This is a genomic window from Shewanella sp. W3-18-1 (genome assembly GCF_000015185.1).
Taxonomy (GTDB): Bacteria; Pseudomonadota; Gammaproteobacteria; order Enterobacterales; family Shewanellaceae; genus Shewanella; species Shewanella putrefaciens.
Window position 1 is genome coordinate 256,558 of the sequence record NC_008750.1, and the last position, 25,270, is coordinate 281,827.

General features: G+C 44.7%; 26 protein-coding genes and 1 riboswitch. Of the genes, 20 read left to right on the top strand and 6 right to left on the bottom strand.

The annotated features are described in order from the left end of the window. The first annotated feature begins 257 nt into the window (after nt 1–257). The 7 genes from SPUTW3181_RS01230 to SPUTW3181_RS01265 all read left to right on the top strand — a co-directional run bounded on the left by SPUTW3181_RS01230 (nt 258) and on the right by SPUTW3181_RS01265 (nt 7,656). Complete coding sequence (locus SPUTW3181_RS01230; RefSeq protein WP_011787631.1) at nt 258–1,127, top strand: 2OG-Fe(II) oxygenase; 870 nt, start codon at nt 258–260, stop codon at nt 1,125–1,127. 27 nt (nt 1,128–1,154) lie between these two features. Further along, a protein-coding gene (locus SPUTW3181_RS01240) for an IS3-like element ISSpu6 family transposase (protein ID WP_086022276.1) occupies nt 1,155–2,710 on the top strand; the annotation gives its coding sequence in 2 pieces (ribosomal slippage) (nt 1,155–1,617 and nt 1,617–2,710; 1,557 coding nt in all). A gap of 337 nt (nt 2,711–3,047) precedes the next feature. Continuing rightward, nucleotides 3,048–3,443, top strand: coding sequence for a hypothetical protein (locus tag SPUTW3181_RS01245; RefSeq protein ID WP_011787634.1), 396 nt, complete (start codon nt 3,048–3,050; stop codon nt 3,441–3,443). 376 nt (nt 3,444–3,819) lie between these two features. Further along, nucleotides 3,820–4,674: a PfkB family carbohydrate kinase gene (locus SPUTW3181_RS01250; protein ID WP_011787635.1), complete on the top strand. Its 855-nt coding sequence runs from the start codon at nt 3,820–3,822 to the stop codon at nt 4,672–4,674. Nucleotides 4,675–4,978: 304 nt separating this feature from the next. After that, the gene (locus SPUTW3181_RS01255; protein WP_011787636.1) at nt 4,979–6,439 is read left to right on the top strand and encodes a sensor domain-containing diguanylate cyclase; all 1,461 of its coding nucleotides are present in this window, start codon (nt 4,979–4,981) and stop codon (nt 6,437–6,439) included. Nucleotides 6,440–6,567: 128 nt separating this feature from the next. Further along, on the top strand, nt 6,568–7,263 hold the full coding sequence (locus tag SPUTW3181_RS01260) for an MOSC domain-containing protein (protein ID WP_011787637.1): 696 nt from the start codon (nt 6,568–6,570) through the stop codon (nt 7,261–7,263). 36 nt (nt 7,264–7,299) lie between these two features. Next, nucleotides 7,300–7,656 carry a DUF4870 domain-containing protein gene (locus tag SPUTW3181_RS01265; RefSeq protein WP_011787638.1) on the top strand — a complete coding sequence of 119 codons (357 nt, stop codon included), beginning with the start codon at nt 7,300–7,302 and terminating at the stop codon, nt 7,654–7,656. A gap of 67 nt (nt 7,657–7,723) precedes the next feature. Here SPUTW3181_RS01265 and SPUTW3181_RS01270 read toward each other — a convergent pair whose 3' ends face one another. After that, nucleotides 7,724–9,640, bottom strand: a complete 1,917-nt coding sequence (locus tag SPUTW3181_RS01270) for a methyl-accepting chemotaxis protein (protein WP_011787639.1) — start codon at nt 9,638–9,640, stop codon at nt 7,724–7,726. Nucleotides 9,641–9,985: 345 nt separating this feature from the next. After that, nucleotides 9,986–11,635: an electron transfer flavoprotein-ubiquinone oxidoreductase gene (locus SPUTW3181_RS01275; protein WP_011787640.1), complete on the bottom strand. Its 1,650-nt coding sequence runs from the start codon at nt 11,633–11,635 to the stop codon at nt 9,986–9,988. A 248-nt stretch (nt 11,636–11,883) separates the two neighbouring features. Continuing rightward, nucleotides 11,884–12,017, top strand: a riboswitch (molybdenum cofactor riboswitch). Here SPUTW3181_RS01275 and moaA point away from each other — a divergent pair. The 12 genes from moaA to SPUTW3181_RS21400 all read left to right on the top strand — a co-directional run bounded on the left by moaA (nt 12,005) and on the right by SPUTW3181_RS21400 (nt 20,704). Continuing rightward, the gene (gene moaA, locus SPUTW3181_RS01280) at nt 12,005–12,985 is read left to right on the top strand and encodes a GTP 3',8-cyclase MoaA (RefSeq protein WP_041407870.1); all 981 of its coding nucleotides are present in this window, start codon (nt 12,005–12,007) and stop codon (nt 12,983–12,985) included. Its footprint overlaps the riboswitch before it by 13 nt. Before the next feature lie 97 nt (nt 12,986–13,082). Further along, a complete protein-coding gene (gene moaC / locus SPUTW3181_RS01285) occupies nt 13,083–13,559 on the top strand; it encodes a cyclic pyranopterin monophosphate synthase MoaC (protein ID WP_006079755.1) in 477 nt (158 codons plus the stop codon). Between the two features lie 23 nt (nt 13,560–13,582). After that, nucleotides 13,583–13,834, top strand: a complete 252-nt coding sequence (moaD, locus tag SPUTW3181_RS01290; protein ID WP_011787642.1) for a molybdopterin synthase sulfur carrier subunit — start codon at nt 13,583–13,585, stop codon at nt 13,832–13,834. A gap of 1 nt (nt 13,835) precedes the next feature. Next, nucleotides 13,836–14,297, top strand: coding sequence for a molybdopterin synthase catalytic subunit MoaE (gene moaE, locus SPUTW3181_RS01295; RefSeq protein WP_011787643.1), 462 nt, complete (start codon nt 13,836–13,838; stop codon nt 14,295–14,297). A gap of 56 nt (nt 14,298–14,353) precedes the next feature. After that, nucleotides 14,354–15,166: a molybdate ABC transporter substrate-binding protein gene (modA, locus tag SPUTW3181_RS01300; protein ID WP_011787644.1), complete on the top strand. Its 813-nt coding sequence runs from the start codon at nt 14,354–14,356 to the stop codon at nt 15,164–15,166. Beyond that, nucleotides 15,166–15,846 (top strand): molybdate ABC transporter permease subunit, encoded by a 681-nt coding sequence (modB, locus tag SPUTW3181_RS01305; protein WP_025008018.1) that lies wholly within the window; start codon nt 15,166–15,168, stop codon nt 15,844–15,846. Before modA ends, modB begins: the two co-directional genes overlap by 1 nt. Then, nucleotides 15,827–16,930, top strand: a complete 1,104-nt coding sequence (locus tag SPUTW3181_RS01310; RefSeq protein ID WP_011787646.1) for an ABC transporter ATP-binding protein — start codon at nt 15,827–15,829, stop codon at nt 16,928–16,930. Before modB ends, SPUTW3181_RS01310 begins: the two co-directional genes overlap by 20 nt. 216 nt (nt 16,931–17,146) lie before the next feature. After that, the gene (locus SPUTW3181_RS01315; RefSeq protein WP_011787647.1) at nt 17,147–17,668 is read left to right on the top strand and encodes a PepSY domain-containing protein; all 522 of its coding nucleotides are present in this window, start codon (nt 17,147–17,149) and stop codon (nt 17,666–17,668) included. Between the two features lie 41 nt (nt 17,669–17,709). Further along, entirely contained in the window at nt 17,710–18,387 is a 678-nt protein-coding gene (locus tag SPUTW3181_RS01320; RefSeq protein ID WP_011787648.1) for a response regulator transcription factor, read from the top strand. A 49-nt stretch (nt 18,388–18,436) separates the two neighbouring features. Beyond that, nucleotides 18,437–19,693, top strand: coding sequence for a HAMP domain-containing histidine kinase (locus SPUTW3181_RS01325; protein ID WP_011787649.1), 1,257 nt, complete (start codon nt 18,437–18,439; stop codon nt 19,691–19,693). A gap of 33 nt (nt 19,694–19,726) precedes the next feature. After that, nucleotides 19,727–20,416 carry a TIGR01621 family pseudouridine synthase gene (locus SPUTW3181_RS01330; RefSeq protein WP_011787650.1) on the top strand — a complete coding sequence of 230 codons (690 nt, stop codon included), beginning with the start codon at nt 19,727–19,729 and terminating at the stop codon, nt 20,414–20,416. Nucleotides 20,417–20,536: 120 nt separating this feature from the next. Continuing rightward, nucleotides 20,537–20,704, top strand: coding sequence for a YqaE/Pmp3 family membrane protein (locus tag SPUTW3181_RS21400; protein ID WP_011787651.1), 168 nt, complete (start codon nt 20,537–20,539; stop codon nt 20,702–20,704). Between the two features lie 73 nt (nt 20,705–20,777). Here SPUTW3181_RS21400 and SPUTW3181_RS01340 read toward each other — a convergent pair whose 3' ends face one another. Further along, a complete protein-coding gene (locus SPUTW3181_RS01340) occupies nt 20,778–22,949 on the bottom strand; it encodes a TonB-dependent receptor (RefSeq protein ID WP_011787652.1) in 2,172 nt (723 codons plus the stop codon). Between the two features lie 319 nt (nt 22,950–23,268). On the opposite strand from SPUTW3181_RS01340, the gene SPUTW3181_RS01345 reads away from it, so the two are divergent. Next, nucleotides 23,269–23,433, top strand: coding sequence for a DUF2986 domain-containing protein (locus SPUTW3181_RS01345; RefSeq protein ID WP_011787653.1), 165 nt, complete (start codon nt 23,269–23,271; stop codon nt 23,431–23,433). A 16-nt stretch (nt 23,434–23,449) separates the two neighbouring features. On the opposite strand, the gene SPUTW3181_RS01350 is transcribed toward SPUTW3181_RS01345, so the two are convergent. The 3 genes from SPUTW3181_RS01350 to SPUTW3181_RS01360 are packed head-to-tail and all read right to left on the bottom strand — an operon-like array spanning nt 23,450 to nt 25,233. Further along, nucleotides 23,450–23,962, bottom strand: coding sequence for a M23 family metallopeptidase (locus tag SPUTW3181_RS01350; RefSeq protein ID WP_011787654.1), 513 nt, complete (start codon nt 23,960–23,962; stop codon nt 23,450–23,452). Nucleotides 23,963–24,001: 39 nt separating this feature from the next. Beyond that, nucleotides 24,002–24,580 carry a hypothetical protein gene (locus SPUTW3181_RS01355; protein ID WP_011787655.1) on the bottom strand — a complete coding sequence of 193 codons (579 nt, stop codon included), beginning with the start codon at nt 24,578–24,580 and terminating at the stop codon, nt 24,002–24,004. Between the two features lie 5 nt (nt 24,581–24,585). After that, the gene (locus SPUTW3181_RS01360; RefSeq protein WP_011787656.1) at nt 24,586–25,233 is read right to left on the bottom strand and encodes a CHAP domain-containing protein; all 648 of its coding nucleotides are present in this window, start codon (nt 25,231–25,233) and stop codon (nt 24,586–24,588) included. Between the last annotated feature and the right edge of the window lie 37 nt (nt 25,234–25,270).

Sequence of the window (25,270 nt, forward strand, 5' to 3'; positions counted from 1 at the left end):
TGCCATTGTTGTTGCCATGGGTTGTCAGGCTCAATACGTCACAGTTGGTTATAGGATCACTTTATCAACAAAATGTGGCTGTTCTTTACTCGGGCTTTCAAGCTAACAGAAACCAAGCTTGAGATGAAGCCAAGATCTGCTCAAGATTGATAGACTTGAAGGCGATAAAACGGCTAATTGTAAATAAAGTGTTTCTTCGTTGGTGTGATTAAGTTATTAATGAGCATAATAGAGTTGTATTGTGAATAGGTCTTTATATGCAGCAGTTATTTGTCCAATTATTAGAAGAGCGTTATTTCAATCGGTTACCTGAGGCGTTAGTGCTCAAGTTTGCAACAGAGTCGGCTGATTTTGTCCGTTTTTGGCTAGTTCATTGCCTGCGTAGTATGGTTTCTGAAAGGGAGCTTGCCATTGCCTTATTTTTTAGTGCTGAGTGGGAATTAGAAGAACTGGCGAGTTTAAAATCATTCTGGGGTTCCTATGTTGTGATGGCAGATCTTCAGCAAGAGCAGAGTTTTAAAACGCAATTTTGTTATTTTTTACCTTGGCTAAAAACGATCTCCCCTCGTCATGCAGATGCGATACGTGTGTTTTCTGCGTTATTAGCTTTTGATCGCAGGCCCACATCTGTAGGGAAAAAACTGCAATCGGCAACCCTATCCTACACTCAACTCCCAGTGAATTTATTGGACGATATCAAGAGATTGTCGTTGCCCCATTTGCGGCCTATTACTGTATATGGACATCAGGGGAAGGGGAGTGTCGAAACAGGGGTTCGTAACAACATGCATTACCCAACCCCAATACCTAATGACAATATTGCACTGGCGTGTGCAGAAAGAGTGATTGCGAAATTTGCAGGGATTAAATTGGCATTTGCAGAACCTATCGTTGTACTAAGGTACGAAACTGGCCAGTTCTATCAATGGCATTATGATGCAATACATGCATATACGGATGAAATTCAAGCAGAGTTGGAGCGTTTTGGTCAAAGATCTAGAACGGCTATTTTGTATCTTAACGATGATTTTCAAGGGGGAGAAACGGAGTTCAAGGCACCATATATTCAAGTTAAACCTCCCCCTGTGTCAGGATTGTTGTCACCCCTAAATAATCATTATGTTTAAAGACAGGGTGCGGCAAAAGAGAACGATATGGCTCGGTATTCACCAGAACGTAAAGAGGCGATCCTTAAAAAATTATTACCTCCTCACAACTTAACGGTCGCAGAGGTCGCTCGGGAAGAAGGCATCGCGGTGCAAACCTTGTATCATTGGCGAGATATTGCCAGAAAAGAAGGTCGCCCCGTGCCAGGTAAAACATTAACAGCCGATGATTGGTCGGCTGAAGCAAAACTTGCCGTGATTATTGAAACAGCGCCGCTGTCGGAAGCGGAGATAAACCAGTATTGCCGTGAAAAGGGCTTGTTCCGCGAGCAAGTACAGCAGTGGAAACAGGATTGTTTAGCTGGTTTTCAAACCTCAGAAGTACAAACTAAAACCATTAAACAGCAGGCTAAGGCTGACAAAGCCGAAATCAAATCGCTGCAACGGGAATTGCGCTATAAGGAGAAAGCGCTGGCTGAAGCTGCTGCGTTACTGGTGCTCAGAAAAAAGCTCAATGCGCTCTGGGGGGACGACAGCGAGGAGAGCTAACCCCCTTGCCTGAGCGCATAGCATTGATTGCCTTAATCCAAGAGGCGTATACCCAGGGTGCTCGCCTTTATAAGGCTTGTGCTGAAACGGGCCTCAGTAAGCGTACCTATCGACGTTGGTATCGAGAAGGTCAAGTGCAAGCTGATTTAAGGCCAACAGCAGCTCGACCAGAGCCAGCAAATAAACTCGAAGAACATGAGCGACAACAGATATTAAGTGTGTGCAATCAAGCGGAGTACGCCAGCTTACCCCCGTCGCAAATTGTGCCAACATTATTAGATAACGGGATTTATATCGCCTCGGAATCCAGCTTCTACAGAGTGTTAAATGCTCATGGTCAACTTAACCATCGTGGCCGCACTCAGGCTGCGGTCAATCGAAGCAAACCGTTGAGTTATCGGGCAGATGGGCCGAATCAAGTGTGGTCATGGGACATCACTTATTTAGCCTCAATCGTCAAAGGCCAGTTCTACTATTTGTACCTGTTTGAAGATATTTACAGTAGAAAAATAGTGGGTTACGAAGTTCATGAGCAAGAAAGTGGGGAATATGCCGCTGCGCTAATCCAACGCTGTCTGTTACGCGAGCAATGCTTTAACACGCCATTAGTGCTGCATTCTGATAATGGGGCGCCGATGAAGTCACTGACCATGAAAGCCAAGCTGGAAGAGCTTGGTATTACGGCATCATTAAGTCGGCCGCGGGTGAGTAATGACAACCCCTTTTCAGAGTCGTTATTTAAAACGTTGAAATACCGCCCACAGTGGCCGGCATCAGGTTTTAGCTGCTTAGCAACAGCAAGAGAATGGGTGGAAAAGTTTGTAACCTGGTACAACGATGAGCATAAACACAGCCAGCTAAATTTTGTCTCACCAGGGCAACGTCATGCACTGCAAGATGGCGCTATTTTAGCGAAGCGCAAGAAAGTGCTTGAGGCGGCGAAGGAAAGAAAACCGATGCGTTGGTCTACAGAGATCAGAAATTGTGAAGCGGTTGGCGCTGTAACACTCAACCCAGATAAGGCACCAGAAGAAGGCGTAATAAATGCAGCTTAATATTTAAACAAAGAGTGACAACTATCTTGAAAAACACCGACCTGAGGCAGCCTCTATTTTGGTTTTTGACAATACAGATCAAGCCGGCAAGCCGATTCCTTCCTCATTACATCGTGGCTGTGAAGTCACTTCTGGACATAAATGGGTTTGTACCCAGTGGTTTAGAGATAAGCCGTTTTGGTTAAGAGAAGGGTTATTTATCTAGGTGAGATAACGGAATTGTGGTTTACAGCGGAGCTTAATAATAAAAACTATTTTATCCCAGAAGAGTATTTTCTCTGTTGAGGTTAAGGCAGAATGAACCTGTCCGTAAAATTATTATGCAGGATATAACGGGATGACAATTAACGCATTATGGATACCCGCTTGGTATGAACTTGATCCGTCGATCGTTGTGGGCGTTACTGAAGAGTTTATATTTCATAAACCTACTACCAATGGGGCATTAAGATTTTACAGTGGTGCAGAAAATATCGATGCCGTGAGAGCGACAGGCGCCATTTCGAGCATTTATCACGCTGTTTTGGGGGATATAGAGAGTGTTGATGCACAGGGCCTTGATTATACAATTGTATTGAAGGATGGGCGCCGTTTGTTGGTTAACGCAGAGGAAGATCCTGGTTTAATCTATGAGTGGGTTGATGATAGTTGGCAGCCTTCGGAGATGACGATTTCAGATTGGCAATTAGAGGTCAAGTTTACTTCGTTATCGCCACTCACATCCGTCGATTAGTTAATGGTTCCAAGGGGCAGTTAGTTTACTTTAGTTATGACCGACTGCTCTTTGGTTTTATTTAACAAATTGATAAAAATGCTTATTTTCTGTTATTCGACATATCATATTCTTTTTGACCATGCAGATCATTACCGCGACCTCCCATGATTTTATTCGTTATGAAATATCTCCATTAGCCAGTATTGAGCATAGGCTATTTTATTGATGAAACTGTGTTTTAGGCCGCTCGAAAGCGATGTTAGTCATAGTGTTAGGCTGTTTTGTTGGCGCAGTAAGATCCACAGTGACGGATTGAATTGTACCTATCACTGTTTTGATCTAGATTGGGGCTTGCATTTAGGCGCTTTACTTTATCGTCCTATGGAGCCTTGTAATGGCGAATATTTTACTGGTTGCAAATCTTAATTGTGATCGAATTTTATTGCTGGATAAACCACTCAAAACAGGAGGACGCTTTCATTATCAAGATGGTGGTCAAAGGCTTGGTGGTGGAGGCGCTAATACTGGGCTTGGACTGGTATGGGCTGGGCATCGAGTGGCGCTGGTCAGTCAAGTCGGGCGCGACGAGATGGGAGATTGGGCCATTGCTGAAGCGAGCACCCAAGGGCTCGATTGCCGTTTAGTGCAACGAAGATCGGGAAATACCTGTGAAATGCTCCTTGTTATGACTCCTGATGGCGAACGCACGATTATTCGTCCACAAAGACCTATTTTTGAATTGTCTGTTCCACCTAAGTGGCAGCAGTGGGATGCGTTGTATTTTAATACTTCGGCCGAGGGTACTGTTAGTTGGGCAAAGACAGCGTTAGAGCATTGTCTCGTTGTTGCCCAGTTAGCGAAAGATGATAGACCTAGACCCTGCCATGTACTACTCGCATCGATGAGTGATATGCAAGGGCGTTGTGATAGCGCCTTTTGGGAATATGGCAAAAGCATTGGCGGTGACTCATTACGTTATTTTATTGTGACGGATGGTATTAATGGCGCAAATGTTTATACCAAAGATAAAGTACAACATGTCCAAGCGGTCCCCGCAAAAGTGGTCGACACAACGGGGGCAGGAGATGCTTATGCCGCCGGATTAATTCACAGCCTGTGTTCCGGACAATCGATCACTGATGCAATGGCTGAGGGCGCTATATGGGCTGCATTTGCGGTAGCAACTGATAGTTCTATCCCTGGGGACGCACTGAAAGGGTATTTAGAGGTTAAGGGCTCCTTGTCATAAATGATGCATGGATTGGGATTAGTCATCTTTTTGTCATCTAGGCTTGGTAAATTTGACCACAGTGGCGATTCGCTATTGTCCCTTAACATTTTTCTGTGTTTCTCTCCCACTTAGTGGTACGCATGTTTTGCCCCGTTTCCCCAACGGGGCATTTTTTTGTACAGCATAAAGTGATTTTGTCGCAGAACATCCACATTACTGAAATGTTGTGCGGTACTTGCACAATTGAGATACATTTATGCAACTGAAAAAGCGTTAAAAAGAATAAGCTACTCAAAGTGTCGCGCTGCGGTTGGAGTTGAGAATGGGCAATAATGTTTGGAATGAGCGAAGGAAGTTTATTTGGCTTTTATCTATATTGTTATTATTTGCTTTTTTAGTGACCAGTAGCATCAGTTATAAAGTGGCTCACGATTCGCTCAGCCAACAAATTGAGAGCAATACTTTACCTCTGACGAGTGACAATATTTACTCAGAAATTCAGCAGGACTTGTTACGACCGATCTTTATTTCATCTTTGATGGCGCAGGATACCTTTGTTCGTGATTGGACCTTAAACCATGAACAAGAGCCTGAAAAACTCATTCGTTACCTTAAGGAAATTCAAGAAAAATACGGCACAGTTACGAGTTTTTTTGTGTCAGAGAAGAGTCGAAATTATTACCATTCCACGGGTATTTTAAAACAAATTCAAGATGTTGAACCGGATGATGCTTGGTATTTTCGGGTGCGATCTTTACCTGAATCCGAATATTATGAGATTAATATCGATGCCGATACGGCAGACCGTAGTAAGACAACTGTATTTGTAAACTATAAAGTTTTTGATTTTGAAGGTAAATTTATTGGGGTGACCGGTGTTGGTTTAGCAGTTGAGAAAGTCAAATTACTGGTAGAACTTTATCAAAAACGTTATAACCGCCGCGTTTTTTTCACGGATAGATTAGGTAATGTCACATTACATGGTGATGCCTATGATGGTTCGGATTCACTCCAGACCAGTACTGGGCTAGAACAATTGGCGACACGTATTTTAACGAGTCCGAGTGCGGCATTTAGTTATAAGAAAAATGGAAAAACAGTTTATCTCAATAGTCGTTTAGTATCTGAATTTAAATGGTATTTGATTGTTGAGCAGGAAGATGCTCCCCAAGAGCAAGATTTACTTAACACTTTTTGGGGAAATCTGGCGCTGAGTTTGATTGTGACTATGGGTATTTTATTTATCTCAAACATGACCTTAGGTCGTTATCAGCGCAAGCTAGAAATGATGGCGTCTACCGATAAGCTCACTGGCGCCGCTAACCGTCAGGTGTTTGAGGAGTACTTTAGGCAGGCGTTAGATAAAGCGAAGCTGACACAATCACCCATTTCAATACTCTTGCTGGATATCGACCACTTTAAAAAAGTGAATGACAGTTATGGGCATGGAATGGGGGACTTAGTGTTAAAAACCATGGCTAACATGCTACGTGGTTTACTACAGCCGCAGGATATCCTATGTCGATGGGGTGGTGAGGAGTTTTTAATTTTGCTTCCAGAAATGGACTTAAGTCGGGCTGCAGAATTTGCTGAACAGATCCGTGACCTTATCTCTCTACGGGAAATCAAAGTGAATGGATTGCACATCTCTATTACTGCCAGTATTGGCGTCGCAGAGCACCAAGCACAAGAGCCAGCGGAAGATCTTATCAAACGTGCCGATCTGGCCTTGTATCAGGCAAAAGCAGCGGGTCGAAATCAAGTGGTATTGAATCATCCATGATGCTGTTCGGCGCTGCTTTGAGTCATATTGAGTCGTTTAGGGTTATTGCGTTGCTTGATTGTGCTACTGTTATGTCGCGGTTTACACTCTGACTTTATGCGAAAGGAGTCATGGATTGGGAGTTGCAGATGTCAAAGCTGTTAATTAATAAATTGTCAGGATTGTACTTAGGAACCCAGCTTCAAGAAGTCGCAGGAGTCGCGACAGGGATTGATGGTAAGCAAGCTGCTCAACAACTGTTAGTGCATATCGACCATGTAGAAGGGGACGCTCAGGCCGATCCAAAACACCATGGCGGGCTTGATCGCGTACTACATCATTTTCCCCGAGAGCATTACGGCCAATATCGTCGTTGGGATTTAATCACTCAGTTCGAAGATGCACCCAGTATGGGAGAAAATATCAGTACCGTTGGACTGAACGAAACCCAAGTTAATATTGGCGATATCTTACAGATTGGCGCGGTAAAAGTGCAAGTGACTCAACCACGTTCACCTTGCTTTAAGTTGAATCTACAATTTGGTCACAGAGAATTTGCTCTCGCCATGCAGCAAAGCCAATTATGTGGTTGGTTTTATAGAATTTTAACTCCAGGGGTTATTGAGCTACACGATAGGATTGAATTGATTGAGCGTCGCACTGATATCAGCGTTGCCGAGGCTATGTCACTGTACTTTTCGCCAACATTCAATGCCAGTGCCTATGATCGTTTAGCTTCATGCGAAGGATTGGCACTGAGTTGGATCAATAGTTTGCAACGCCGCTTAGCCTCGCAGACAGTAGAAGATTGGCAAATGCGTTTATATGGGCCAAGTGGTATATAAGTATTGATATTCAAAATGATAAAACAGGGATGACCTATGATTGAATCCGTGACAAAGAGTGATAAAGATTTTGGCTTACTCGTGTATGCGTCGAGTTTTATTGGGTATTTAGTGCCGTTGGGCTCTATTCTTGGTCCTTTGATCATTTGGCTGATGAAGCGTGAAGAGTCCGCATTTGTCGATCAATGTGGTCGTAGTTGTTTAAACTTTAAATTGAGTTTGCTGATTTATGTGATTATCAGCGGTGTGCTGGCCTTTATCGGTATTGGGTTTATCTTCCTAATTGTGCTCGCTATTTTGGATCTAGTGTGTACAGTGCTTGGGATTATTAAAGCCAGTGAAGGGCAAGTGTATCGCTATCCACTCACGATTAAATTTATTTCCATGGATTAATGTTGTTGGACATCAAAGAAAAACGCCTTAGATGGATGCATCTAAGGCGTTTTTTATGGGATAAAGTTTATACCTTAAACTTAGCCACTAAAGTATCTAAACGATGGGCCAATTGGTTTAACGCTAAACTTGCCTGTGCCGCTGCTTGTGCGGTGTTGGCCGTACGTTGAGTAATATCATTGATTTCAGTGACGTTACGGTTGATATCCTCCACCACTGTGGATTGTTCTTCCGTTGCGGCGGCCACTTGGATATTCATATCGCTAATCAAGCCGATACGATCACTAATCCCAACTAAAGATTGGCTTGCCTCATCAACGGCTACAACACCTTCGTGGGAGCGTGTGCGACTCTGTGCCATCGCATTAACGGCTCGGGTTGCTTCTGATTGCAACTTGTCTATCATGCCTTGTACTTCATTGGTCGATGCCGCAGTACGTGATGCTAAGTTACGCACTTCATCGGCTACGACCGCAAAACCGCGTCCGGCTTCACCTGCACGTGCAGCTTCAATGGCTGCGTTGAGGGCTAACAAGTTAGTCTGCTCAGAGATAGCGCGGATCACATCTAAAATACCACCGATGGATTTAGTGTGGGTCGCGAGGGACTCAATCACTTCACCCACTTGGCCAACGTCTTTCGACAATTGGTTAATGGTATCGCGAGCACGGGTTACCACCACTTGGCCGCTGCTGGCTTCGGTATCTGCATCTCTGGCGGCAACCGCAGCTTGGGCAGCATTGCTGGCGATTTCGTTAACAGTCGCCCCCATCTCATTAATAGCCGTTACCACCATCATGGTGCGATCTTTCTGTTCGTGGCTATCTTCTAAGGTTTGCTGCGCCTGATTCGAGACATCCTTCGCAGAGAAACCAAGCTGTTCGCTGGTTTGTGCTACTTCGATGACAGACTCTTGAATCTTGCTGATAAAGCTATTAAATCCTTTGGCAAGCTGCGCAATTTCATCTTCACCATTGACGGGTAAGCGTTGGCGTAAATCACCTTCACCTTCACCAATATCACGGAACATGGCGGCAACTTGGGCGATTGGGCGGCTGACCGATCCAGCTACAGCGATTGCAAGCACAATAAAGCCAGCAGCAATGAGCAGAGTCCAGATTAAGATCTGATAAGCGGCATCTGCTAATAGTGCGAAGACTTCTGCTTCAGGCACTTGTGCCACTAAATACCAATCCATAGATGCGATATAACTACTGGCAACTAGCATATCTTTACCATTGATCTTGGTATTGATCAGATTGAAATCGCCGCGATTTAATAAGGAGTTTGAACTCGCATCTTTATAAAGATTGTTTAGGGTGCTCTTACCAATTTGGCTGGTATCTGGGTGCAGTTTTACCTCACCTTTGGCATCAACAAGATAAACAAAACCTGTCTTTTCAATCTTAAAAGATCCAAGCAAACGCACCATATCATCGAGGGATTTGGCTAGACCAACTAAACCACGACCGTTAGGTTGTTGGTAGTTAATAAAGAGTTTTACCTCGCCATTTGCCTCTGTGAAGACGTTTAGCATACGTTCTTGGCCACTGTCTCGGTAACCAAAAAACCAACCGTCTTGTGCAGGAGTGAGTACGCGTAGAAACCCATCCTGAGTGTAATAAGCCGCCGTTTGTCTGTCGGCGTAAGAGGCTTGTGCCAGCTTATATTGGAGGGTGATGTCCTTTAACTGAGCAACGACTTGAGCTTCTTGCTCCTGAGGTCGATCGTTTTCTAGCCATTGAAGCAGCATGCGGCTGCTAGCGAGTTGTTCAGCGGCGTTCATTAAGCTGGAGATATCCAACTCAATTTTATTACGGATTTGCATCATTAAGCTGGGCATTTCTGACCCAAGCATACGTTGTTCTACGACACGCTTAGCACTGTTCTGGCTTAATACTCCAACGAGTATGGTCGACAGCAGTACTGCAAATGTCACGGTTAGCAGAATTTTCTGCTTAATAGTGAGGTTATTCAATATCATAAATATCAATATGCCTGTGTTGGACGTTTTGAGATATCGGTCGACGCACTCTTGTACGACATTTATTATCGGACAGAAATGTTAAAAGTTAACCTTAGTCTGGGTCAGTTGCCGAATAAAACAGCGTATAGAACACTTATTTGACCTAACCTGTTGGTCTTGCGGTAGATCTAATTATGTAGAGTATAGACGGAAATGAAATGGTGATTTTTAACGCACTCTTTTTGTGCGGCAATTGTGGCCAATGTCGCGAGTTAGGGCAAGCAAAAAAAGTGAGTTGTTTGTGTTAAAGGTGAAAAAAAGGCGCCCTATCGAGCGCCTTCGTTTACATTTTTTGTTAATTTGTTACATATTCGGATAGTTGGGGCCGCCACCACCCTCAGGCGTAACCCAAGTGATGTTTTGGCTGGGATCTTTGATATCGCAGGTTTTGCAGTGAATGCAGTTTTGCGCATTAATCACAAACTTAGGCTGACCCGCCTCTTCGACAATTTCATATACGCCGGCAGGGCAGTAACGCTGTGCTGGCTCATTAAATTGGGTGAGGTTTATGCCCAGTGGAATGCTGCTGTCCTTTAGGCGTAAATGGCAGGGTTGATCTTCCTCATGGTAAGTGCTCGACAGATATACTGAGGAGAGTTTATCGAAACTGAGTTTGCCATCGGGTTTGGGATAATCAATCTTGCTGTAAGCGCTCACAGGTGCCATTTGCGCATAGTCAGGGTGTTCATCACGCAGTGTGATAGGGAACTTTCCACCAAACCAGTTTTGATCGATATAGTTGAAGGCGCCGCCTAAATAGGTGCCAAACTTGTGCATTGCAGGGCCAAAGTTGCGTGATTTATACAATTCTTCGTGCAGCCAGCTTTCTTCGAAGTGAGTTTGGTAACAGTCGAGATCTTTACCGCCCTCAACGCCTGCCATCATGGCTGTAGCTAAGGTTTCAGCGGCAACGATTCCACTCTTCATCGCAGTGTGAGTACCTTTGATTTTAGCGAAGTTCAAGGTGCCCGCATTGCAACCTATGATAAGGCCTCCGGGGAAGCTCATCTTAGGTAGCGAGTTTAAGCCGCCTTTAGTAATCGCGCGGGCGCCATAACTAAGGCGTTCGCCACCCGTTAAATACTTAGCAATCACAGGGTGGGTTTTATAGCGCTGGAATTCGTCAAATGGGCTCAGATGCGGATTTTTGTAGTTCAAATCAATAATAAGGCCGACCGCAATTTGGTTATCTTCCATGTGATAAAGGAAGCCGCCACCCGATGCGCCTTCAGTTAATGGCCAGCCACCAGTGTGAACGACTTTGCCTTGCTCGTGTTGCTCGGCGGGGACTTTCCAAATTTCTTTAAAGCCTAAGCCATAATGCTGAGGTGTTTTACCATTATCTAAATGGTATTTTTCGATAAGTTGCTTGCCTAAGTGGCCACGGCAACCCTCAGAAAATACAGTATATTTAGCGTGCAGTTCCATACCTGGCATGTAGCTATCTTTTGGCTCGCCGTCAGCGCCTATGCCCATATCGCCAATTAAAATGCCTTTAACGCTGTTATCTTCGTTAAACAACAACTCACTTGCAGCAAACCCTGGGAATATTTCGACACCGAGTTCTTCTGCGCGGCTAGCCAGCCAGCGGGACAGATTACCGACGCTGATAATAAAATTGCCATCGTTGTGCATGGTTTTTGGCACAAAAGCATTAGGCATGACTCGGCCGTCGGTGGCTGAGCTGAGCAGGTAGATTTCGTCGTGGGTGACAGCGGTTTTTATTGGGGCATCTTTTTCGCGCCAGTCGCTGAATAGCTCGTCGAGCACTTTTGTCTCGAACACTGCGCCTGATAGAATATGCGCGCCCACTTCTGAGCCTTTTTCGACCACGCAAACAGTGATTTTTTTACCTGAATCCTGTGATATTTGCATTAATCGACACGCAGTTGCCAAGCCAGCAGGCCCTGCACCGACAATAACAACATCGAATTCCATTGATTCGCGTTCCATCTGTTCACCTCTTCCTTCACGTTTCCCCAATTTTTATTGGGTGTTGTAGTTTGTAAACGGGCGTTTTATTACTGATGTTCACCTTACCTTAAAAAGGGCTTAGGGCACAGTGTATCAACCTGCTGTTTAGTCTAATTCAATACAAATCTTTGGGTGAGGACTGTCACAGATTATTCACGCTAGTTTGATCTAGGCCAATAAATACCTGTTTAGGGGTATAGCTAGGGACGACTTTAGGCTTATAATCACCAGCGACGGTTCTCCGAGCTTGCCTACCTACGTCAATAGATATGGAGGTGTAGCCGTGGTAATAATGCCACCGGGGTGAGTAAAGAAATGCTCTCACCTCCCACACTTGGAAAGGTGATCATGTCTCAATTACAAGACAGCTTTGGTCGAAAATTTCACTATTTACGGATGTCTGTTACAGACGTTTGTAACTTCAAATGCAGCTACTGTCTCCCCGATGGTTATCATCCTGATGGTAAACCAAAATTCTTATCTCTTAATGAGATAGAAAACCTCGTGTCTGCATTTAGCCAAGTGGGTACTCAAAAAATCCGCATAACGGGCGGTGAGCCTACCCTACGTAAAGATTTTACCGACATTATTCGTGTTGTGGCCGATAACCCGCGCATTCACACTGTTGCGACTACCACTAATGGGTATAGACTCGAAAAGCATGCCAAAGAATGGTTCGATGCGGGCTTACGTCGTATTAATGTGTCCGTTGACAGCTTAGATCCCAAAATGTTTTACCAGATCACGGGCGAAAATAAATTCGATGAAGTGATGCGGGGGATTGATGCTGCTTTATCGGCAGGTTTCGAGCGAGTAAAAATTAATGCCGTACTGCTTAAAGGCTTAAACGATAAAGATTTACCGCGATTTTTACACTGGATTAAACACACGCCAATTGACCTACGCTTTATCGAGCTGATGGAAACGGGTTTGGGTCGTGAGTATTTTCAGGCCCACCATTTAGCGGGTGCCGATATTAAGGCGCAATTATTGGCCGATGGTTGGCAATTTGATACGCCAAGCGCCTCCGATGGTCCTGCGCAAAACTTTAGTCACTCGGATTATAAGGGGCGTATTGGCTTGATCATGCCCTATGCCAATAATTTCTGCGCTACCTGTAATCGTTTACGCGTATCGGCAAAGGGGAAATTGCATTTATGCCTCTTTACCGAGTCCGGTGTCGATTTGCGTGATCTACTGCAGCATGCTGATCAGCAAGCGGAATTAATCGAACGCCTGCACGGCCAATTAGCCCAGAAGAAAGAAACCCATTACTTGCATCAAGGCATCACTGGTGTCACTCAGCATCTTGCCTCTATTGGTGGCTAGATCTGTATTTAGGTGTTTTGTCATCGCTAATGTAGCGCGAGTATAAGCCCAATTTTCCTTGCACTTTGTTTTGACCTCACATGAAAGGATCGCTCCAATGAGCAATGTATTTACCCATATTAATGCCGATGGCAATGCCCATATGGTCGATGTGACCGAAAAGGCCGTCACTGAACGCGAAGCCCGCGCCGAAGCTTTTATTGAGATGGCGAGCACGACACTCGAGATGATCATGAGTGGCAGCCACCACAAAGGTGATGTGTTTGCGACCGCGCGTATTGCGGGTATCCAAGCCGCAAAAAAAACCTCAGATCTTATCCCTTTATGCCATCCATTAATGCTCACTAAAGTGGAGGTCGATTTAGAGGCGCAGCCTGAACATAACCGTGTGCGCATCACTAGCCTGTGTAAATTATCCGGTAAAACGGGTGTAGAGATGGAAGCGTTAACTGCGGCTTCAGTGGCGGCGTTAACTATCTATGACATGTGCAAGGCCGTGCAAAAAGATATGGTGATCTCCCAAGTCCGTCTGTTGGAAAAGCGTGGCGGCAAGTCGGGACATTTTAAGGTTTAGCGGATCAAAAATGAGAGAAGACTATGATTAACGTGTTGTTTTTTGCTCAAGTTCGAGAATTATTGGGTACAGCTAAATTAAGTCTAGAGGCGAGCGAGCAGACACAAACTGCCGAAGCATTACGGGCAACGCTGGCGGCCACCGACGACAAATGGGCTAAAGTATTAACCTCTGACAAATTGCTGGTGGCGGTAAATCAGACCATTAGCCAATGGGATACACCGGTAAAGGATGGTGATGAAGTCGCCTTTTTCCCACCAGTTACAGGAGGTTAATATGCGTTTACTACCCGCAGTTCGAGTGCAAGAGGTCGATTTTAGTGTTTCTGACGAATATCGCCAACTCGCCCAAGATGATAGCGATGGTGCCGTAGTCACTTTCGTCGGTAAAGTGCGTGATTTTAACGATGGCGCCGCGGTGACTGACTTAACCTTAGAGCATTACCCTGGCATGACAGAAGCTGTACTCGAACAAATTGTTGCCGAAGCGCGTAGCCGTTGGCCGTTGAATCGGGTCACTGTTATCCACCGTGTCGGTACTATGTCGCTGGGCGAGCAAATTGTATTTATCGGCGTGACGAGTGCCCATCGTAAGGCCGCTTTTGCTGCCTGTGAATTCTTAATCGACTTTTTAAAAACCAAAGCACCCTTCTGGAAATTAGAAGCGGGCGAGCAAGGTAAAAGTTGGGTTGAGGCGAAAGATGCCGATGAGCAGGCGGCTAAATTGTGGCAAGCATAAAAGCTGGCGACAAACAGGCGTATATTGCTAACACAAATTAATGGAAGATTGACAACATGGTGGGTTTAACTCGTTTTTTTAACTCAGTTTTTTTATCTGTTTGTTGTTTATTATCTACTTTATCTTTGAGCATCCAAGCGGCGACGAATACCAGTACCGCATCGGTTCCAGCGATTGCCGCTGCCTCTGATTTACGTTTTGCCCTAGATGAGATTAGCCAAAAATTCACCCATGAAACGGGGTTGAAAGTTAACATTTCCTATGGGTCATCGGGTAATTTTGCCACTCAAATTCAAAATGGTGCGCCCTTTGAGCTATTTTTATCTGCGGATGAAAAATATATTCAGCAATTGCACAGTGCCGGTATCGCCCGCGATGCTGGTGTGCTTTATGCCCAAGGGCAACTCGCGATTGTTGTACCGAAAGCGGGGAGTTTGTCCGTTGACCCTGAACTTAAGGGGCTCGCTGAAGCACTCGCTGCAGGAAAAATTACCCGTTTTGCTATTGCTAATCCTGATCACGCTCCCTATGGCGAAAAGGCCAAAGAAGCATTGCAGTTTGTGCAGTTGTGGGATGCGATTCAACCTAAATTGATCCTTGGGGAAAATGTGTCCCAAGCCGGGCAGTTTGCGATAAGTGGTTCAACCCAGGGGGGAATTATTGCACTGTCTTTAGCTATGTCACCCACGTTTTCTAAACTGAGTGATTACGCCATAGTGCCAGCAAAAATGCATACTCCGCTGTTTCAGCGTATGGCATTAATGGCCAAGGCGGGTGAAACAGCCCAGCATTTTTATGATTATTTAAGAGCCGATAGCGCTCGTCGTATTTTGGCCGATTATGGTTTTTCATTACCAGAGCAACCATGATGGATTGGCAGGCACTTTGGTTATCGGTCAAGCTGAGTGGCATCACTGTTTTAGTGCTTATCCCCTTAGCTATTCTCGCTGGACGGGCATTAGCCTATCGCCAATTTGTCGGCAAATCCTGGGTTGAAGCACTGATCATGGTGCCCTTGGTATTACCGCCAACAGTGATTGGCTATTACTTGCTGGTGGGGCTAGGTAGTCAAAGTTGGCTCGGACAATGGATTGAACAAGTCATTGGTCAGCAACTCGTGTTTCACTTTTCTGGTCTGGTTATCGCCTCCGTATTAGTTAATATTCCCTTTGCCGTGCAGCCGATACAGCGCGCCTTTGAAACTGTACCTAATGATGTTCGCGATGCAGCCGCTTGTTGCGGCATGAGTCGACTTAAAATTTTACTTAAAATTGAACTGCCTATGGTATGGCCGGGAGTATTGACTGCCTTAGTGCTGTGCTTCTCCCATGTGCTCGGCGAGTTTGGCGTTGTGCTGATGATGGGCGGCAATATTGCTGGCGAGACTAAAACGATTTCGATTGCAATTTATGACAGTGTGCAATCATTCGATTTTAATGCAGCAGGCACTATGTCATTAGTCTTATTGCTGTTTGCCGTGACGGCCTTAGCACTCACGACCAGTCTATCGCGGCGTTTAGGAGGTCAGCGTGGCGCAAATCATCGCTGATCTGCAGTGTCAGATCCAAAATCATAAACACATTAATCTGAGCGCTGATTTTCGCTGTAAAGCGGGTGAAGTACTTGCTGTGGTAGGGCCATCTGGCGGTGGAAAAACCACGCTACTGCGGATGATCGCTGGGTTGAATCATCCCGATACGGGACAAATCCACTTTGGCGATCGGCCTTGGTTTGATGATAAAGCGCGTATCGCCTTAAGCCCGCAGCAACGCCATATCGGTTATATGCCGCAGCATTTTGGCTTATTTCCGAATCTTACCGCCCTAGAAAACGTGGTGGCAGGGCTTGATCATATTCCCAAGGCGGAGCGCATACCGCGCGCGAAAGATTGGCTCGAAAGGGTTAATCTACAGGGATTACCCGATAGATTACCTGCACATTTATCGGGCGGCCAGCGCCAGCGCGTCGCCTTAGCAAGAGCACTTGCACGCGAACCGTCGGTTTTATTGTTGGATGAGCCTTTTTCTGCGGTGGACAGGGAAACCCGTGAGCGTTTATACCTTGAGCTTGCGCGCCTCAAAGAGCAGTTACTTTGTCCAGTGATTATGGTCACCCATGACTTAAATGAAGCCTTGCTGCTGGCTGATTCGATGATTTTGATCAGCCAAGGCAAGATGTTACAGCAGGGGGCTCCATTTGAAGTGTTATCGCGACCACGTAATGAAGCTGTAGCTAGGCAGATGGGGCTAAGAAATATTTTTGATGGTGAAGTGGTATTTCAAGACAGCACTAAAAACCTCACTTGGCTTAAGTTTGGTGAGCAGTTAATTGCCTGCGATTATGGTAAAGATCGCCCAGTGGGAAGTCGAGTCCGTTGGGTTATCCCCAATCAAGGTATTCGTTTTAATTCGATATCCAAAGGACGTTTATGCCGCAGTTTTAATAAGTTAACTGTCACGATAGACGCTATGCTGGTGATGGGCGAATCTGTTCGGCTTATCTGCTATGTCGCCGGCACCCAATTACAAATTAACACCGAAGTCTCGCTGCATTTTGCCCAAAAGCTTGCTCTCACTAAGGGAATGCAAACCACAGTGGCACTCAAATCTGAACAAATTCATATTCTGGAATAGTCCCTTTCTAAGCACAAAATGTTTTAGATGATCAAAGGTTAATCTTGTTTCCATCGGTGTTTTAGTCGCCATTAGGTAGACTATCCCTATTTTGCGGCTATCTTTGACGGATTTAATGCAGTGAGGGTGGAAGATAAGAGAGGGACAATATGGTCCATCGACTTCTAACTGATTGTCTCATAAGATACAAACTTAGCTGATTTATATGGAGGGGCCATGAGATTATGGTTGCTAGGATTCATCTTGGTATCGGGGGCGGTCTCTGCTGCCCAGAGCTTGTATTCCATGTTGGGGAGTGGGCAGTATCAGCCACCACTAAAAGTGATGCAGCAGATTGAAAAAGACTTTCCTGGCGTGATTGCCGAGTTTGAAATGGAAATGCAGGAAGGTGAGTTGGTCTATCAGTTTGAGTTGATTAACCCGTTGGCTAACGCGATTACTCATTTTGAATATCGTGCTCGAGATGGCAAGTTATTGAAACAAAAAGCAGGAAAGGTTAGCGCTGACGATTTAGGCGAAGTTGAAGCAACGCGCTTAATCACGAGCAAACACCAGACATTTTCAGGTTTAATTACCATGGCAATTAAAGATCATAAAGGTTTCTTAACTGATGCTAAATTGGATCATGATCTAGGCATTAGCTATTTAGAGCTTAAGTTGCTGGATGACACAGGTAAGTATAAATTGGCTTTTGATGTTGATAATTTACGTCAATTACCTTTACTCAAGTGGGATTAATGCCCGCAGCATCCGTGACGATTGGGGAGCGCAACATACAGATGAAAATACTTTTAGTTGAAGATGATGCGACGACGATTGATTACATCGTCAAAGGATTTCTTGAGCAGGGGCACAATATCGAAACGGCGAATGATGGCCACCAAGGTTTATCTCTCGCCACAAGCTGTCAATATGATCTGGTGATCCTCGACCGAATGTTACCCCAGCTTGATGGCTTAAAATTACTAGCGGCTTTAAGGGCTACGGGTAATCAAACCCCTGTGCTGATTTTGTCGGCTTTAGCCCATGTTGATGAACGGGTTAAAGGTTTGCGGGCGGGCGGTGATGACTATATGACTAAGCCGTTTGCTTTTTCTGAACTGTTAGTACGCGCTGAAAAACTGATGCAACGTGGTCAATCCACGCCCATTTCGACCGACTTAGTGGTTGGTGGGCTCAAGATGGAATTACTGACCCGCAATGTGACCTTGGACGGACAGGAGTTAATGTTGCAACCTAAAGAGTTTCAGTTGCTTAAGTATTTGATGGAACATGCTAATCAGGTCATCAGCCGCACACTATTATTTGAAGCTGTGTGGGATTATCACTTTGACCCTCGCACCAATGTAATTGATGTACATATTGCAAAATTACGGCGTAAATTTGAGGAGTTAGGTCACGGAGAGCTTATTGAAACCGTAAGGGGAGCGGGTTATCGCTTACGCCAAAGGCATTAAGCCTTACCAAAGTAGCGCTTGGCGCATCACAATTGTCTTTTCAACCTTAGTGACTGTGATTATAGGTGCGTTGTTATTTGCGCTTTATCGACAACTGATCATCGAGCAGCAGTATCAAGTCACTCAGTATCTTGAGTCTGAAACCCAACGCTATCAGCAGCTTGCCCTTACTGTTGATCGCCGTAGTTTTGCGGCTCAAATCCGCGCCGCCGATCCACAAACCGCTCTGATCGCTTGGCGTAATAGTTACGATATGGTCGGTGCCTTGAGCTTTATGCCCGAAGGCATGCCCATGCTGCCGCAAACGCGGGATTTTCCTATCTTAACTGGTGGCCCGGATAAACTGCATATCCTCACTGGCGGTCTGGTGATGACCCGCTACGGCCCAGTGTTGATTGCGACTCGCACCGATAACTTAGCCACATTAATCGACAAATTTATCAGTGCTGCTGCAACCGCGGTGATGTTGACTATAGTATTAACCTTAGCGTTGGGCTATCTGTTTTCTAAGGCCATTTTGCGTCGGCTTGTGCAGTACAACCGATTGAGTGAACAGATTGAGCGCGGTCATTACGATACGCGTTTACCGCTAAGTTGGCGTCAGGATGAGTTTGATATGTTGGCGCTGCAATTTAATAATGTGCTGGATATTCTCGAAAATAATCTGATGGCAGTGCGCGGAGCCACTGACAATATTGCCCATGATTTACGTACACCGTTATCCCATATCCGTATTGGGCTAGAAGAATTGGCCACTAAGTCACATGATGATATCAGCGAAGGTTGTGCCATTTTAATTGAGGAGCTTGATCATTGTTTGGCGACATTTGATGCTATGTTATCGCTCACCCGTATTGAGGAAGGTCAGCAGACTCTCGACTTGCAGGAGCTAAGCCTAGCTCAACTTTGTACCGATTTATTGGAAATGGCCGATGCGGTTGCCGAGTCAAACGAACAAACATTGAGTTTATCTTTGTTATCAGACCATACAGTGTTGGGTGATAAGTACTTATTATTCCAAGCTTTATATAATTTGGTCGACAATGCGATGAAATATTCTGGGCAGGGTGCGCGGATTGATATTATTCAATCAGGCGCACAAATTCAGATCCGTGATAATGGCCCTGGGATACCCGATGAGAGTAAAGATAAAGTGTTTGAGCGCCTAGTGCGACTCGATCCTAGCCGACATTTACAGGGCACAGGATTAGGATTATCTATGGTCAAAGCGATTCTCTCACGGCACAATGCGCAAATTAAACTTAGCGATAATCATCCCGGCTTAGTCGTTACTATCCAATTCTAAGTCAATGATCCGCACTACCGCGTCGAGAGTTCCATGTACCAAATCATAGCTGATGAGGCTGATTTTCTTGTTATTTCAAAATTCCCTAAGGTGCACTTTCACAGTCAAGACGGAACCGCGGGTGTAGTAGCACAGGTTGAGCAAGATTTAGGGATTAAGCTCTTTGCTGTGCATCGACTCGATACGCCCACATCTGGTCTATTGATTCTGGCTAAGAGTACTGCCGCGGCAAAACAATTTACTGAGCTATTTACCGCCCATAAAGTGCAGAAATATTACCTCGCCCTCGCAAAAGGTAAGCCGAAAAAGAAACAAGGCTGGGTAATTGGTGATATGGCAAAGTCACGCCGTAGTATGTTTAAGCTGTTGCGAACCAAAGAAAACCCTGCCATCACCCAATTTTTTTCAGTCAGTGTAGGAGATGGATTGCGACTTTATCTTCTCAAACCCCATTCGGGAAAAACCCATCAATTGAGAGTGGCATTGGCAAGCTTAGGTGTACCGATTTTAGGCGATGAATTATATGGTGGTGCTGTGGCTGACCGTTGCTATTTACACGCTTATTGCCTGCATTTCCGCTATCAGGATGCGGTAACTGGTTGGCGGGATTATACCTATCTGAATATATCACAGCAGGGCGAAGCCTTTCAGTTAGAGGCTGTAAGTGACGCGCTGGCTCTTTGGCATAAGCCAGAGACTCTGGCATGGCCCTCTAAGGAGTAACTTTACAGAGCGAGTACTGGCGAACATGAGTCTGCTTTGGGATAAAGTATTTGCAAATCCTGAGTCTTCCTGCGAAGTTAGCTGTGTAATGATTTCCCCTCTACAGGAGCAAGCTTATCTATGGATACAAACAAATTACTTTTAGTTATTATTGCGATCCTCTTACCGCCCGTTGCGGTATTCTTGAAAGCGGGAGCGGGTAAGGATCTGTTAATTAACATCGTTCTGTGTTTATTTTTCTGGTTTCCCGGTTTATTGCACGCACTGTGGGTTGTTACTAAGGATTAGTGATCCCAATATCCCAATCAAAAAGCGCAACCTATATTTATTGCGCTTTTTGATGGATAAAAATCAGAGCAGTTTAAAAAGGTAGTGTATAGCCTATGGTCGCTGTTCGTCCCATCCCTTTGAAATAACGATCATTTGTCCCCATAGTTTGTGAGTAATAGTTGAAATAATCCTTATTTAGCAGGTTTTGCAGGCCTAAGCTTAAAGTGCCTGTATAGAGTGGCATAGAGAAGGAAGCATCGACGGTAGTGTAACCATCAAATTCGGCATATTGCGTTCCCGCAGCATTTTTAAAGTCGCGGTCCATAAAGTAGTTGGCTTGAACGCGAGTGGACATTTCATTATCAAAATTATGCGTCCAATAGAGGTTGATACGGTTTGGAGCAATATTGGCACCATCAAGATCGGTATCCACTTTATTATCGCCGTTAGAATCGTATTCGCCCTGTTGGATAGCGATATTCATACCTAAATCGTCATTGCTGGTCAAATAAGCGGTCACATTGGCTTCAATGCCATCGATAACACTTTTTTCCCGTTTCACATCGTAAAAACCATCACTATTTAAGGCTAAACGTGAGCCGAAATCGGTGGCCGAACGGTAGTAGGAAATCTTAGCTCGCAGGTATTTACCTTGGTAATCGGCACCGACTTCCACGTTATCTGTAACGATGGGCGTGAGCGCAAGTGAGTCACTGATACTGGGATTTGCTCCAGGAAAGCTTTTACCATCACGTAGAATGCGGCCTATATCAGGCATACCAAAACCTTCGTTATAGCTAGTATAAATACGAATATCAGGTGTGATTTTGTAGGATATGCCGATATTCAATAAGGTTTTATTAAAGGAGGCTTCTCCCCCAGCGATTTGCTTATTGCCCGCGCCCCATAGGGTTTTATAATCATCGACACTCAGTTCGGCATGTTCATAGCGAATGCCCGTAGATAGGGTTAAATTTTTAATTAAATCATAATCTAACTGTAAATAGGGGGCGATATTGTCATAGGTGCTTTCAGGCACCCATGAAAAACCTGTTTTCACTAAATCTTGCTCCGTAGTATCTCGGAAAAGGTCGATACCATAGGCCGCATCAATCCCTGAACCAGCAATATCCTTAGCAATTAACGCACTTTTTAAGCCCCATTTGACCGAAGAATTACGTGATTGGTCATAATACAAGCTTTCACCTTTGCTACCAACGCCGCATTGGATAACTTGGTCGCTGCCCTCGAAGGCTGGATCGTAGAAGCTTTCAAAACAACCGCCACCATACACAGCTTTAAAGTCTTGATTAAAAAGCTGGAGGTTGAGTTGTTGTCCTGCAATATTTTCGTGGGTATAAGTTAAGCTAGTAGTCGTCACTTGGTTGTTAGCCGCTTCCCAAGGTTGGTTTTGTTTTATTGCACCTGTTGGTACACCATTAGGTTTATCGCCAGCAATGGGCATCCAATCGCCATTGTTATCCATGTTGTAGTGGTTAACCATTAACTCTATACGTGATTCGGCAAAGTTATGGCCTAGCTTGATAAAGAAGTCTGCACTTTGGCTGTCCATTGACTCGCCTTGTGTTGTATCGACTCCCACGAGATCATGGTTAGCGTCATAGTAAACGCCATTATTGCGATAACTCACCGAACCCAGCATATCAACCAATTCTGACTCCCCAGAAAATGCATAGCTGGTGCCAAAACTCATGCCATTGGATTTCATTGAGTCTGGTACGGTGACATCAAAACTGACCACATGCTCATTATGGCCTGAGGGTTTCTTCGTGATGTAGTTGATAATCCCGCCCTGTGCACCTAGGCCGTGCATTGCATTGGCACCGTGAATAATTTCAATACGCTCAATCATGGCTGGATCTATGGTTTGCCCTTCTCGCCCGCCGCTACGCAAAGGATTAGATTGCGGTACGCCATCGATCATGATGAGTGGAGGGCGACCGCGCAGTGTTTCGCCAGTGTTACTCATTTTTTGGCGACTAGGGGAAAAGCTGGGGGCTAAGTTACCGATAATGGTTGATAAATCCTTAGTGGTACGGAACTGTTCCTCTAACTGCAGACGGTCAATAATCGTGACTGTATTTGGAATAGCACTTGGGGATTTGTCCATGCGGCTTGCGGTGACAGTGATTTTTTCAATTTCTTGATCTTTATTACTGTTGTCCGAGGCATCTTGTGCGGCGGCGGATTGGGTTAATGCAGTCAATATTGCTAAGGCGACAAGTGAGCTTTTAAACGTCATATAACTTCCTGCTAGGCGAGTAAGAGTGTTACACCGGATTCCTTGGCATGGGTCATATTCCGTTAAATAACATTGCAAATGATAACGATTTTCGTTAATGGCGAGATTCTAGGGGAGGAAGAATAGATTGTCTAGTCGTGTCGTAAATGAAATCGTTTTGTTATGTCGCAGTATCTATAAATAATGAACGACTATTTCGAGTGGTTATTTGGGCTTAGACGTTTAGATGCAACACCTGAGCATCGTTTGGGCTCTTTCGATTGTCTCAAGTGTTAGCTAGTGGATATAATTGCCCACTTTATGCTGTATTGGTGTCGATATGAATCGCAAAAAGAAGATAAATCAAACGTTGAAGAATAAGGCTAAAAAAGCCAATGCTAAGCTGCAAACCTGCAATAAACCCAAATATATTGCTAAGGCAGACAGGGAAGCATTAGTGCCAGCAGTGTTACCCGAATCAGAGCCTAGTGATGCGGCTGCTTAATGCCTGTTTAAAAAGACTATTGCGCCTCTAAATAGCGGATAGGATTTTGATAAAATGCCTTTTTATATCCCTGAGTCGATGTATCTATCAACCAAGGTTTAGGTAATAAACTTAATATTGAATAGTGTAAATGTGGCGGTTTTCCCTGCGCATTCCCCGTATCACCAACCGCGCCAAGAGTCTCTCCCTTTGCTACAATTAACCCTGTATCGGCGGCAATTGTCGCCAAATGGGCAAAATAGTGAATTTGCCATTTAGGGCCAAGACCTACCACGACTTTACCTCCTTGGAAGAAGCCGCCTCGATAAATGATCAGCATCGATGTGGGGGCTATCACGGCGGTATTTTTTGGGGCAAAAATATCTATCCCTTTATGTACGCCAGAAGCTCCCCAAGGCTCGTACCAGAAGGTTTGACTATTCCAATCTTTACTACTTGCGCCTTTCACGGGGATGATGGGTGACTCAGGGACCAGATAACCGCTGATTAACAGTAACACTAGCGCTAATCCAATATATTTCAATTTCATTATTTATCCTGAATTAAGCCTCTGTAAATGCCTCAGACTTTAATGGAACTCGCTGAACTCTCGCCAAGGTTCGGGATATTGTAAGCGTTCTTTTTGTGAGAGTGACAGCCAATAGGGGCGCCAAAAATAATGACACCAAAAATCGAGATTTCCTTGCAAGCTACCGAGAGTATCAGGATCGATATCAGGAAAACTCTTCCACGGATCAGGTAATGGTGACTTGAAGCTAATTAGTTGCTCAAGTAGGGTTTGATCGTTAGTGATTAAATTCAGGCAAATACCTGCAAAGTCTGCATATTTATTTAAAAACACACAGCTCGATTGGTTTGAATGCATTATTAAGCCATTAAACGGAGCGGAGTGCTCCGGCAGTGCTTTAAAACCTGCATTGTTTATCAGGGTATCGATGGCTTGTTTCCCTTCGAGTGTGAGTAAGCAATGTATTTGATAAGCATAAATATCATCCTGTGCCATAGGCATCACCAGTGGATAAGTCTGCTGCAGAGGTATGGTGATATAGGGCATTTGTATTTGATTAAAAACCTCGGGCAATGCCACGTCTTGCTTGGATGATTTAATCAAGTTAACGCATTTGGTAAACCAAGCGAGCAATGACATTGGTGTTATTCCTCAGCGGCATGGTTGCTAAAGAGCGAGGGCGCGATAGTCGGTGTTTGCAATCTTAACCAGCCTTTTAACCGAGGAGCATCAATATACCAGAGCCCATCGTGTTGAGTTAGTGGGAAATATTCTCTTGAAGGTCCAAAAGGCCCTGGATTTTGCTGAACAATTTCAACCTGATGGTCATGGACCTCAGCAATAATAGCGACATGGCCATAGGGATTAAAAAGCCATGGAGCAAAAACGAGTAGATCATCAGCCTGAGGCGTTAATTGACTGCCATTGACATATTGCAGCATGGCACGTTTTTCATTCCACGCACCGTCAGCCAAGCTGTTATCAAAAAAGTCGCGAGCATGACCGTAGGTGTCAGGCATTTTGTGTTGATGACGCTGATAAAAGTAACGTTTCACAAATTCAACACATTGATATTTAATGCCTAAATTATAACCATCGATAGACAAATTGCGGCCGTCACTGGTATTTACACCACCGTTATAATAGATCTCGACACCATTGAGGGAGTCGATAACGTCACCCACTTGGTATTTGGTATTAAAGTTATGCTGGGTGATAAGACGATAGGCACAATAGATAAGACTGAGGAGAATACCTAAACCCAAAAATAGAATGGAGATACGTTTAATCATTAACAAGGCAAACTCAAGAAATTAATATCTGAAATTC